Genomic DNA, 12,663 nt, shown 5'->3' with positions numbered 1-12,663 from the left:
GTGAGATTTTATGCAAACTAAAGGAATAAAACGTCAAATTGGTTGGCTATACGTAACACCAGCATTGTTAATTCTATGTGCATTTCTAATAATTCCATTTTTAATGTCATTTGACTACTCATTTACTGATTACAATATTTTAACTCCATGGTCAAAACATTTTATTGGATTAACAAACTATATCAACACTTTTAAAGATCCGATATTTCTACAAAGTTTAAAGAATATTGCGCAATTTGTTGTATTTATTATGCCTATACAAGTTGGTGCGGCTTTAGGATTAGCTTTAATTATTAATAAAAAACGTCCAGGAAATACATTCTTTAAAATTTCATTTTTTGCTCCACAAGTTATTTCACTAACTGTTGTATCTATTTTGTGGTTATATATTCTAAACCCAGATCAAGGTTTACTAAATGGAATTTTGAGCGTTTTTCATATTAAACCACAGCCATTTTTAACATCTCCACAGCAAGCAATGTTTGCAATCATTGGAGTTTCTGCATGGCAGGGTGCGGGATATCAAATGTTGATTTTTCTAGCTGGTTTACAAAACATTCCTAATTCATTGTATGAAGCAGCCGAACTAGATGGTGCTAATAGCTGGCAAAGATTTCTTCATATTACTTTGCCGATGCTAAAACCAACTTCAATTATGATTTTGACTACAACATTTATTGGAGCCTTTAACCTAATGATTCAGCCGATGATTATGACTCAGGGTGGACCTCAAAACGCTACTATGACTCCAATTTATTATATTTATCGTACAGGGTTTACTGATCGTCAATTGGGTTACGCTAGTGCAATGAGCGTAATTTACGGAATTATTATTATTATCTTTACTATTGTTCAAAGAAAGATAACTAAGGCTGGAGATGATGAGAATGAATAAAATAATTTCTCAAAAAAAATTCCATATTATTTGGACTACAGTTTTAATTACTATTTTGGCTCTATTTTTCATATTTCCACTTGTGTGGATGATTGTTTCTTCGATGAAACCAGAGTCACAAATTTATTCAAATATTAACAACGTTACGGCTTTTTTACCAGGGAGTTTTAATGAATGGGGAAAAGCTTATGCTGGAGTATTTAAAAGATTTAATGTTATTCGTTATATTTTAAACAGTGTATTTTATGCAAGTAGCTTAACTATTGGTTCAATCATTATTAATGCGTTAGCAGGCTATGGATTTGCTAAATTCAAGTTTACAGGTAGAAAATTGGTCTTTGCCTTAATGATTGCTTTGTTAGTTATTCCGGGAACTACCTTACTTATTCAACAATTCCAAGTAGCAAAGTTTTTACATATTTTAAACTCACCTTTAGCAGTTATTTTGCCAGGAATGTCTAGTCCATTTTATATTTATATGTTTAGAAATGCATTTGCAGATATTCCAGATAGTATTACTGAAGCAGCCGAATTAGATGGTGCAAATAATTTTAAAATTTTTTGGAAAATTTTATTACCTATGACTCTTCCAACTGTAGCGACTGTCGGAACTTTATCATTTATTGGAAGCTGGAATGATTATGTATGGCCGTTAATGGTTTTAGTAAATTCAGATCAGTTCCCATTGCAAGTAGCTATTACTAATATTAATAACACTCAACCTGTATACATGAATCAGGTTATGGCTATTTTGACCATTTCAACTATTCCACTGGTTCTAGTATATATTTTCTTCCAAAAGTATTTAACTCAAGGAATGGGTGCTGCAGGAAATGGAGATAAATAATGAAAGCAAATGAATCCTTATACAAAGAAATAAGAAATTTGGATCAAGATATTTTGAGACCTGAATTTCATTTTACTGCTCCTTATGGCTGGTTAAACGATCCGAATGGATTAGTTTATTACCAAAACTATTATCAATTATTTTATCAATATAATCCGTATGGAACTTCTTGGAACAAAATGCATTGGGGCCATGCACGAAGCAAAGATTTGCTTAATTGGCAAGATATGCCAATTGCAATGCAACCAGATCATGATTATGACAAAAGCGGAGTTTTTTCGGGTTCCGCAATTAAAAATGGCGATCGGCTATACGTTATTTATACGGGGCATGTTGAAGAAAAGGGACATGTGATAGAAACTCAATGCATTGCGTATACAGACGATGGCGTTGATTTTACTAAGTACAAAAACAATCCAGTTATAACGGCTAGAGATATTCCATATAATGTTGATGAATCTAACTTTCGGGACCCTAAAGTATTTGAACACAATGGTAAGTATTATTGTGTGGTAGCGGTGGCTATTGATGGTAAAGGAACAATTGTATTATTTGAATCTAGTGATTTATTAAATTGGAGGTTTAAAACAATTTTACTGAAAGATAATCCAACATTAGGTATTATGACTGAATGCCCTGATTTCATCAGTTTTAAAGATAATGATTATTTGATCTTTAGTTCTATTTTAGGTAAAGGTAAAAATAGTATCGTTTATAGTGCTCAAGGAAAATTGGATTGGAAAGTGTTTCAATTTAATGTAGAGAAAATTCATCGCTTAGATAGTGGAGATGATTTTTATGCTCCACAATCATTAATTAAAAATGGCGAACATATTTTAATTCCTTGGTTAAGAAGCGTAGATCATGTTAATTATTTGGATAGAACTGGTCATGTTTGGAATGGAATAATGGGAATTCCAAGAAAATTACTAGATAAAGATGGCTATTTATCTCAAGTTCCAGTTGGTAAAATCATCAAGATAGATGCGCCGGTAGATCAAAATATTGAAAATGGATTGTATAAATTAAACTTTGGTTTTCCGAAAGATAAGAAATTAGTATTACATGGGGTCAACGGAAATATCTCAATTGAGAAATCGGATGAAGACTTTCTAATTAGTATTGATGGACCTGTTTTTGAAAAGAAAATTAATTGGAATAGTAAAGTGTTCTGTTTAACCTTTGTAATTGATAATTCAACTCTAGAATTATTTAGCAAGCATGATAGCTTGAGTATAGTGACTTTTATTGGTGGAATTTATCGTTTAACTTGGGAGGAAAAATAAAAATGGTTAAAGTAAATCTCGATCACGTATATAAAAAATATGAGGGTAACGATAAAGATTCTGTATCAGATTTTAACTTACATATTGATGATCACGAATTTATTGTTTTTGTTGGCCCTTCTGGCTGCGGTAAATCTACAACTTTACGAATGATAGCTGGATTAGAGGATATTTCTAAAGGTACCCTAAAAATCGGTGGAAAAGTAATGAACGAGGTTGCTCCAAAAGATCGTGACATTGCGATGGTTTTTCAAAATTATGCCTTATATCCCCATATGAGTGTTTATGACAATATGAGCTTTGGCTTAGAACTAAAAAAGTATCCAAAAGATAAAGTTAATGAAAAGGTTCAAAGAGCCGCAAAAATTTTAGGATTAACTCAATATTTAAAGCGTAAGCCAGCAGCCTTGTCCGGTGGTCAGCGTCAAAGAGTTGCTTTAGGACGTGCAATTGTGCGTGATGCTCCAATTTTTTTAATGGATGAGCCCTTGTCCAATCTAGATGCAAAATTACGTGTTACTATGCGTGCTGAAATTGCTAAAATTCACCAAGATTTAAAGACTACTACAATTTACGTTACTCACGATCAAACCGAAGCGATGACTTTAGCAGATAGGATTGTTGTGATTAAAGATGGAATTCAACAGCAGGTAGGTACACCAATGGACGTTTACAATAAGCCAGCAAATGTTTTTGTTGCAGGTTTTATTGGATCACCAGCAATGAATTTTTTCCATGTCATTTTAAAAGATGGAAAAATTATTGATAAAGAAAACGAAGAGTTTACTATTCCAGTTCCAGGAGGAAAGCTAAAAACTTTAAAAGAAAAAGGTTATGAAGGAAAAGAGTTAATTTTTGGTATTCGGCCAGAAGATGTTCATACGGAAGAAGTATTTTTAGAGTCATTTCCAGAAAATACAGTTGAAGCTACTGTATCAGTTTCTGAATTATTGGGAGCTGAGACTCAACTTTACTGTACACTTGGTCAAACAGAGCTAGTGTCAAAAGTTGATGCTCGTGACTTTGTTAAGCCAGGTGCAAAAGTAAAGATGGGGTTTGATATGAATAAAGCACATTTCTTTGATGTAGAGAGTGAAAAGGCACTTGTTAACTAAAAATTAGGTAGAGTTATGTCAATAACAAATAAAGTAATGTTAATTACATATCCGGATAGTCTTGGTAAAAATATTAAAGATCTACAAGACGTATTGGAATCAGATTTAAATGGTGCAGTTGGAGGGATTCATTTACTGCCGTTTTTCCCTTCAACTGGTGATAGAGGTTTTGCGCCAACTGATTATACAAAGGTAGATCCGAGATTTGGTGATTGGTCAGATATAGAAAAATTAGGAAAAAAGTATTATCTAATGTTTGATTTTATGATTAATCATATTTCTCGTCACTCGATGTACTATGAAGATTTTAAAAAACATAAGAATAAGAGCCCTTATAAAGAGTTATTTTTAAGTTGGGATAAATTTTGGCCTAAAGGTCGTCCAACGCAAAAAGATATTGATCTAATCTATAAGCGGAAAGATAAGGCTCCTTATCAGGAAATAACGTTTACGGATGGGAGTAAAGAAAATCTTTGGAATACATTTGGCCCTGAGCAGATTGATTTAGATATTAGAAAAGAAGTAACACAAAATTTCATCAATACTACGCTTAATAAATTGATTAATCATGGTGCAGATATTATTAGACTAGATGCATTTGCTTATGCTGTTAAGAAATTAGATACAAATGACTTCTTTGTTGAGCCAGAAATTTGGAATTTATTACAGCAAATTCAAGACGATATTTCGTATAAAGGTGCAATAATTTTGCCAGAAATCCATGAACATTACTCAATGCCGTTCAAGCTTTCAAAACATGGTTACTTTATTTATGATTTTGCCTTACCAATGGTTATTTTATATTCGCTTTATTCTGGTAAAAGTGGACGATTAGTGAACTGGATCAATAAATCTCCAATGAAACAGTTTACTACTTTAGATACACATGATGGAATTGGCGTGGTAGATGCAAGAGATATTTTAACGCCTGAAGAAATTAAATATACAAGTGAAGAATTATATAAGGTGGGTGCCAACGTTAAAAAGAAATACTCAAGCGCTGAATATCATAATCTAGATGTTTATCAAATTAATTCCACATTTTATTCCGCATTAGGTGATAATGATAAAAAGTACTTTATAGCACGCCTATTGCAAATCTTTGCTCCAGGAATTCCGCAGGTTTATTATGTGGGAATGCTCGCTGGTAAAAATGATATTGGCCTTCTAGAGAAGACCAAGGAGGGGAGAAATATTAATCGTCATTATTATAGTCGCCAAGAAGTGTCTAAAGAAGTAAGACGCCCAGTAGTGCAATCATTACTAAACTTGTTCAAATTTAGAAATACTAATGCTGCTTTTGACTTAAATGGTAATGTAAAGGCAAGCTCTCCTAATGAAAACGAAATTGAAATTATTAGAAAAAATAAGGATAGTTCACATCAAGTTACCCTACATGTAAATTTAAAGAAATTAACGTATAGGGTAACTGCGGACAATAAAAAAATTGAATTTTAACTAGTAAATAATCTTGCTATCAGAGAAAGACAGTAAGATTATTTTATTAATTTAAAATATTTGTTTGATATTTCATAAAATATCTGGTATATTATTTAAGTACCGCGGGCGTGGCGGAATGGCAGACGCGCAAGACTAAGGATCTTGTGATCGCTTTTAGATCGTGGAAGTTCGAGTCTTCTCGCCCGCACCACTAAGAAAAGGAAGTCGCAAATGTGGCTTCCTTTTTTGTTAAAGTTATAAATTAATAAAGTAGGAAAGACTATGATTAATAAGAAGACTTTTAGAATTGCCATCAGTGCTATTTTTGTTGCAATTATTTTAGTTCAGACCTTTGTCCCTTATATTGGCTACATCCGTATTTTGCCAGGATTACCTTCTATTACAACTATTCCTTTAACAGTTGCATTGGCCGGATGTTTAATGGGACCAGGTTTTGGAACGTCGATTGGTTTATTTTGGGGCTTATTAAGTATGTTTGTTGCCTATACGCAACCAGGTGACATTGTCAGCATGCTTTTATTCCGAAATATTCTTATTGCTCTAGTTCCTCGGACAGCTGCGGGTTTTATAGCAGGAATGATTGGACAAGCAGCAAAGGACGATTCAAAATTCCAAAAGACTGTTGTTTATACAATTACGGGATTATGTACTTCTTTAACTAATACGTTACTTGTAGTTGTTATTACTAGTCTTTGGTACATGAAGGATCCATCTGTTTTACTTCATTCATTAGGTCAAACTCAAAATTCAGCTCCTTTAATTGCTATTTTAATTAGTGTTTTAGGCATTAATGGTATTGTAGAAGCAATCTTTACTGCTGTTCTTACACCCGCAATTGCGATGCCTTTGAAGCAAGTAATGAAAAGGAAGATGAGTTAAAATGTCGCGTAGACGCCGTCAAAAAAATATTCAGTATATAATTGCAAGAGCATTTGCGATTTGTTTTACTTTGGTAATAATTTTATCAGGCTTTTTGTACTGGCGTCAGCAAACTGCGAATAATGAACGATTGCGTCAGGCACAATTAGAAAAAGAACGATCTCTTCAAAGCAAAGAAAAGTTTATTAAAGTAGTGGCCCCAATTGCCCAACGATCCGACAAGCCATATGGTCTATTTCCAAGCGTTACGATTGCGCAAGCTTGTCTAGAAAGTAATTTTGGTCAGAGTGAGCTTTCTAGAAAATACAATAATTTATTTGGCGTTAAGGGAACGGATCCTAATACAAGTCGCGAATTAACAACTTCTGAGTTTGTTAATGATCATTGGGAAACTGTTACGGGACGTTTTCGAGTTTACGATACTTATGAAGAATCAATCGAGGCACATACACGACTATTTGTGAATGGGACTACTTGGAATAGAAACCAATATCAGCATGTTTTAACTGCCAAAGATTATGCTACTCAAGCGCAAGCATTAGAAACAGATGGATATGCGACAGATCCAGGTTATGCAAAAAAATTAATTGATATAATTGAAGAATTCAATTTAACACAATATGATTAAATTAAAAACGACAATAGTTAAGTAAATGCTATTGTCGTTTTTTGTTATAATAGACAAGTCTATTTTAGCGTTTGAGTTAACAGAAAAGGAAGAAGCAATGAGCGAAGAAACAATTCTTGCAGGATTAAATCCTCAGCAAAAAAAAGCCGTGCAGTGTACTGAAGGTCCACTTTTAGTAGTTGCCGGAGCTGGTAGTGGAAAAACATCAGTTTTAACACGTCGAATTGCCTATTTAATTGAAGAAAAGGGCGTTGCGCCATGGAATGTTTTAGCCATTACTTTTACTAATAAGGCTGCAACTGAAATGAAAGAACGTGTCCAAAAGTTATTAGGGCCAGCAGCTGACAGTGTTTGGATGTCAACTTTTCATGCTTTATGTGTCCGTATTTTACGTCGAGACGCAGAAAAAATTGGCTATTCTAATAATTTTTCAATTGCTGATTCTGCAGAACAATTGACACTAATTAAACGAATTGAAAAGAATCTTAATATTAATCCTAAAATGTATGATCCAAAAGCAATTTTAGGTGCTATTTCAAATGGAAAAAATGACTTACTTACTCCAAAAGACTTTAAGGAGCAAGCAGCTAGTCCGTTTGAAAAGGTAACAGCGCAAGTATATAGCGAATATCAACATCGCTTAAAGCGTGATCAAATTATGGATTTTGATGATTTAATTATGCAAACGCTCGTCTTATTTAAAAAGGATAAAGAAACTTTGCATTATTATCAAAATAAATTCCGCTATATTTTAGTAGACGAGTATCAGGATACAAATGAAGCACAGTATCAACTTTGTGTTGCTCTAGCTGCTCAATATAAAAATATTTGTGTTGTTGGGGATGCAGATCAGTCGATCTATGGTTGGCGCGGAGCTAACATGGAAAATATTCTTAATTTTGAACATGACTATCAAGATGATGAAGTTACTACTATTAAACTAGAGCAAAACTACCGCTCTACCGGTCACATTCTTGATGCAGCTAATTCAGTAATTAAAAATAATCTGAAACGTAAACCTAAGAAACTTTGGACGGATAAAGGCGCTGGCGATAAAATCAATTATTACCGTGCTCAAAGTGGAAATGATGAAGCACTGTTTATCATTTCAAAGATTAAGGAAGAAATAAAAGAACATCAAAGAGACTACAAGGATTTTGCCGTTCTTTATCGGACCAATGCTCAATCACGTAATGTCGAAGAAGCCCTAGTTAAAGCTAATATTCCGTATCGGATTGTTGGAGGACATAAGTTCTACGACCGAAAAGAAATTAAAGATATTTTGGCTTATTTAAAAGTTGTCGCAAATCCTGCTGATTCAATGAGTTTCAACCGAATTATTAATGTACCAAAACGTGGTTTGGGGCCAACTACGATGGCTAAGTTTAACGGTTTTGCTAATGATAGTGACTTTACAGTAGAAGAGACTTTTAAGAATTTGAGCTTAGCACCAATTACGGGTCGCCCAGCTAGAACGCTAGCTACTTTTGGAACGGCCTTAAAAGATGCAATCGAATATAGTAAGACGCATGGTGTAACAGGTTTAACGGAAAAAATATTAGCTGATTTCGGCTACAAAGAAGCTTTAGAAAATGAACACACAATTGAAGCAGATACTAGATTAGAAAACTTAAATGAATTTCTGACTGTTACTAAGCGTTTTGACGATAATTATGAGCCCGAAGATGAAGATTCAACAGCTTTAGGTGATTTTCTTTCAGAGATCTCATTATTAAGTGATCAAGATGATTTAGAAAATCAAGATAACCAAGTTGCATTGATGACTCTTCATGCCGCTAAGGGACTAGAGTTTCCGGTGGTCTTCTTGGTTGGAATGGAAGAGGGACTCTTCCCACTTTCAAGAGCAGTAGAAGATCCAAGTGAACTTGAAGAAGAACGTCGACTAGCCTATGTAGGAATTACACGAGCTGAAAAGAAACTCTACATAACCAATGCTTTTTCTAGAATGATGTATGGCCGTCCGCAACGTAATCAACCATCACGCTTTATTGATGAGATTGAAGATAAGGATTTAGAGTTTGTTAACCCAATGCCATCTAATTCTGTCATATCTGTTCCTTTTGCTATTAATAGAAAGGATCAAGCTAATTCTCATGTTTACCTTCCAAAGATTACAGTTGAGGAGGCTAAGAAAGCAACTGGTGCAGTTGGAGCTGAGAAAAAGTCCTGGAATGTTGGTGATCAAGTTACACATAAAGCATGGGGAAAAGGCGTTGTAGTCAAAGTTAACGGTACTGGTGAAGATATGGAATTAGATATTGCCTTTGCTAGCCAAGGAGTGAAACGCCTTTTAGCTGCCTTTGCACCGATTAAAAAGATATAATGAAATAGAACAGTTTGATTTAGAGAGGGGCTAATATAATGGCAGTTTTAACTCATAATGAGGCTTCTCAGAAAGTCGATGAATTAAGAAAAAAGCTCGATAAATGGGCAGATGATTATTATGCAAAAGATGCTCCGGTAGTTGAAGATGCAGTATATGATAAGACCTATCAGGAATTAGTAGAATTAGAAGAGCAATTTCCTGACTTAGTAACTGCCGATTCAATTACCCAACGAGTTGGTGGAGAGATTAAAAGTGATCTTTCTAAAGTTGAACATCCCGTTCCGATGCTTTCAATGGGGGATGTTTTCTCAAAAGATGAGCTTAAAGAATTTGACGAAAGAATTACGAAATTAGTGGGTCACCCAGTAGCTTATAATGTGGAATTAAAAATTGATGGATTATCTTTATCCTTAGAATATACTAACGGAAAATTAACACGTGCTTCTACAAGAGGAAATGGCCGTGTTGGTGAAGATGTAACAGCTAATGCAAAATTTATTAAAGATGTTCCTCAAACATTACCTGAACCATTAACAACTGAAGTTCGTGGTGAATGCTACATGGAGAAAGAAGCGTTTGCAACCTTAAATGCAGAACGTGATGAAAAAGGAGAGCAAGTTTTTGCTAATCCTCGAAATGCGGCTGCCGGTTCTTTAAGACAATTAGATGCTCGAATTACTAAAAAAAGAAATTTAAGTACTTTTATTTATACTTGGGTTAACCCACCAAGAAACATTACAAGTCAACATCAAGCGATTGATGAAATGAATCGATTAGGATTTCATACTAATCAGTCTGGACGACGTTTTGAATCAATGGACGAAGTATTTAATTTTATTGATGAATATACTGCTAAACGTAATGATTTAAGTTATGGGATTGACGGGATTGTTTTAAAAGTTGACGACTTAAGTTTACAAAGTAAACTTGGTAATACTGTAAAAGTACCTCGCTGGGAAATTGCTTATAAGTTCCCACCCGAAGAGCAAGAGACTGTAGTTAGAGATATTGAATGGACAGTTGGCCGAACTGGAGTAGTAACACCTACTGCAGTGATGGATCCAGTTAAACTTGCTGGAACGATTGTCTCTCGTGCGTCTTTACATAATCCAGACTATTTGAGAGAAAAGGGAGTAAGAATTGGCGATACAGTTAAATTGCATAAAGCTGGAGATATCATTCCAGAAATTTCTAGTGTCGTTTTAAGTAAAAGACCTAAAGATAGTAAGCCTTATGAAATTCCAAATATTTGTCCTTCTTGTGGAGAAACACTGGTTCACTTGCAAGACGAAGTAGCGCTTCGCTGTATTAATCCGATGTGCCCAGCTCAAATTGAAGAGGGAATTATTCATTTTGCTTCACGTGGAGCGATGAATATTATGGGACTTGGTCCTAGAATTGTAAAACAGTTAATTGATAAGGGATTTATTAATGATGTAGCTGACTTATATCATTTAACTCCAGACCAACTAGGACAGCTTGATCACTTTAAAGAAAAATCGATTACTAATTTATTATCTTCTATTGAAAATAGTAAGCAAAATTCTGCCGAATTATTACTGTATGGCTTAGGAATTGATCATGTTGGTGCTAAGGCTGCCAGATTGATTTTGGAAAAATATAAAAATTTGGAAAAGGTTAGTCAATTAACAGTGCCAGAATTAACAAGTATCGATACAATAGGAGAGACGATTGCAGAGTCATTAACAGCATATTTTAATCAACCAAGCGCACAGAAACTACTACAAGAATTGCGTGACAGTGGATTAAATATGGAATATTTAGGAACAGTTGAAGATGAAGCACCAGATAATTTCTTTAAGGAAAAGACAGTAGTTTTAACTGGAAAATTATCTGCCTTTACTCGAAGTGAATTTACCAAAAAGCTTCAAGATCTTGGTGCAAAAGTCACTGGGTCAGTTTCTAAGAAGACAGATTATTTAATCTACGGAGCAGACGCGGGCTCTAAAAAAGATAAGGCTGAAAAACTTCAAGTTCCAATGTTAACTGAACAAGAAGCAATTGCAAAAATTGAAAAATAAAGAAATAAGAAGGAAAAATAAATTGAAAAGATTTTTGCAAATAGCACTACTACTAGCAACTGGGTTAAGTTTAAGTGCATGTGGCAATTTAAAAAATTCTGATCTTGCCAATAACCCTACTACTTCTACAACAAAGAAAAAAAGCTATCAAACTACTAGTACTAGTAAAAATGGGTATAATGTTCTTTTAAAAGATGGGGAATATGTAACTAGTCCAATTGAAGGAACAACTGAAAATACTAGTGATAATAATGTAGATAGTCGTGCTTTAGAATCTGGGTTAATTGATTTATCTCACAATACTTTTTCAAGTAGTAAGTATGTTTTTCAAGAAGGACAAAAAATTTCTGTTGCTGATGCTACTGACTGGCTAGGAAGAAAGTCTAAGAGTAATCCAGAAGGTCTAAATGCGGAAAAAAGTAATAAAAAGAATTCGTATAATCCTATTATTTTAGATCAAATTTTAGAACAAGATTTTTTGACTAAATCTAATTCTAGTTACAAAATGGATGGTATGAGTGTTGGGCTAGCTCTTAACTCGGTAGATTACTACCAGAAAGTTAAAGATGGGCCCCAATATCATAAAGATATTTCTCGTGCAGAACAGGAGACTTTTGGTAAAGAAGCAGCTAATAAGTTAGTTTCTTATTTACGTAAAAAGAAGGGATTAAAAGATATCCCAATTTTGGTTGGGCTTTTTAGTAAAACCAGTAAAGATTCTCTTGTAGGTGGAAATTACTTTGCATATGGAATTGCTAATGCAAATAGTAGTAAAATAAATGATTGGAAAACAGTCAATAATCGTAGTCAAGTGCTACCGACTGTTGGAAGTGAAAAAGCAATCAATTCTACTGATGCAGCTTCATTTAGTGATTTTAAAGCAGCTATTCAAGGTTACTTCCCTAATATTAGTGGGGTAACAGCGACTGTTCATTATCAAAATAAAACTTTGACACAAATGAACATTACTGTAACTACCCAATTCTTTGGTTATGCGCAGATTGAGAGTTTTTCAAGACTTGTATTGTCAGCTGCTAAGAAGTACTTACCTAAGGATGCACCAATAGAAATTAAGATTAATTCTGTTAATGATACGCAGGCATTAATTGCTAAGAATTCCGCAGACGATAGTTATTATGTCCACGTCTTTGGCGGTGAATAGG

General features: G+C 34.1%; 10 protein-coding genes and 1 tRNA gene. All 11 read left to right on the top strand.

Features of this window, described 5'->3' with window-relative positions:
* The first annotated feature begins 10 nt into the window (after positions 1 to 10).
* The 11 genes from GTO82_RS07700 to GTO82_RS07650 all read left to right on the top strand — a co-directional run bounded on the left by GTO82_RS07700 (position 11) and on the right by GTO82_RS07650 (position 12,662).
* Complete coding sequence (locus GTO82_RS07700) at positions 11 to 895, top strand: carbohydrate ABC transporter permease (RefSeq protein WP_135352368.1); 885 nt, start codon at positions 11 to 13, stop codon at positions 893 to 895.
* The gene (locus GTO82_RS07695; RefSeq protein WP_180873113.1) at positions 888 to 1,742 is read left to right on the top strand and encodes a carbohydrate ABC transporter permease; all 855 of its coding nucleotides are present in this window, start codon (positions 888 to 890) and stop codon (positions 1,740 to 1,742) included. The genes GTO82_RS07700 and GTO82_RS07695 overlap by 8 nt, the downstream gene beginning before the upstream one ends.
* Positions 1,742 to 3,028 carry a glycoside hydrolase family 32 protein gene (locus tag GTO82_RS07690; RefSeq protein ID WP_180873112.1) on the top strand — a complete coding sequence of 429 codons (1,287 nt, stop codon included), beginning with the start codon at positions 1,742 to 1,744 and terminating at the stop codon, positions 3,026 to 3,028. The genes GTO82_RS07695 and GTO82_RS07690 overlap by 1 nt, the downstream gene beginning before the upstream one ends.
* A gap of 2 nt (positions 3,029 to 3,030) precedes the next feature.
* Positions 3,031 to 4,143, top strand: coding sequence for an ABC transporter ATP-binding protein (locus GTO82_RS07685; protein WP_180873111.1), 1,113 nt, complete (start codon positions 3,031 to 3,033; stop codon positions 4,141 to 4,143).
* Between the two features lie 15 nt (positions 4,144 to 4,158).
* Positions 4,159 to 5,601, top strand: a complete 1,443-nt coding sequence (gene gtfA / locus GTO82_RS07680; RefSeq protein ID WP_180873110.1) for a sucrose phosphorylase — start codon at positions 4,159 to 4,161, stop codon at positions 5,599 to 5,601.
* A 104-nt stretch (positions 5,602 to 5,705) separates the two neighbouring features.
* Positions 5,706 to 5,794, top strand: a tRNA-Leu gene (locus tag GTO82_RS07675).
* A 71-nt stretch (positions 5,795 to 5,865) separates the two neighbouring features.
* On the top strand, positions 5,866 to 6,483 hold the full coding sequence (locus GTO82_RS07670; protein WP_180873109.1) for an ECF transporter S component: 618 nt from the start codon (positions 5,866 to 5,868) through the stop codon (positions 6,481 to 6,483).
* Between the two features lies 1 nt (position 6,484).
* Positions 6,485 to 7,111: a glycoside hydrolase family 73 protein gene (locus GTO82_RS07665; RefSeq protein ID WP_180873108.1), complete on the top strand. Its 627-nt coding sequence runs from the start codon at positions 6,485 to 6,487 to the stop codon at positions 7,109 to 7,111.
* Positions 7,112 to 7,208: 97 nt separating this feature from the next.
* On the top strand, positions 7,209 to 9,455 hold the full coding sequence (gene pcrA / locus GTO82_RS07660) for a DNA helicase PcrA (RefSeq protein ID WP_180873107.1): 2,247 nt from the start codon (positions 7,209 to 7,211) through the stop codon (positions 9,453 to 9,455).
* Positions 9,456 to 9,493: 38 nt separating this feature from the next.
* The gene (ligA, locus tag GTO82_RS07655) at positions 9,494 to 11,500 is read left to right on the top strand and encodes an NAD-dependent DNA ligase LigA (protein WP_180873106.1); all 2,007 of its coding nucleotides are present in this window, start codon (positions 9,494 to 9,496) and stop codon (positions 11,498 to 11,500) included.
* A 22-nt stretch (positions 11,501 to 11,522) separates the two neighbouring features.
* Positions 11,523 to 12,662: a CamS family sex pheromone protein gene (locus GTO82_RS07650; RefSeq protein ID WP_004897864.1), complete on the top strand. Its 1,140-nt coding sequence runs from the start codon at positions 11,523 to 11,525 to the stop codon at positions 12,660 to 12,662.
* The last annotated feature ends 1 nt before the right edge of the window (position 12,663 follow it).

Source organism: Lactobacillus johnsonii (assembly GCF_013487865.1).
GTDB classification, from domain to species: domain Bacteria; phylum Bacillota; class Bacilli; order Lactobacillales; family Lactobacillaceae; genus Lactobacillus; species Lactobacillus johnsonii_A.
The sequence above is the reverse complement of the archived record's forward strand: the minus strand, read 5'-3'. Positions and strand labels throughout refer to the sequence as shown.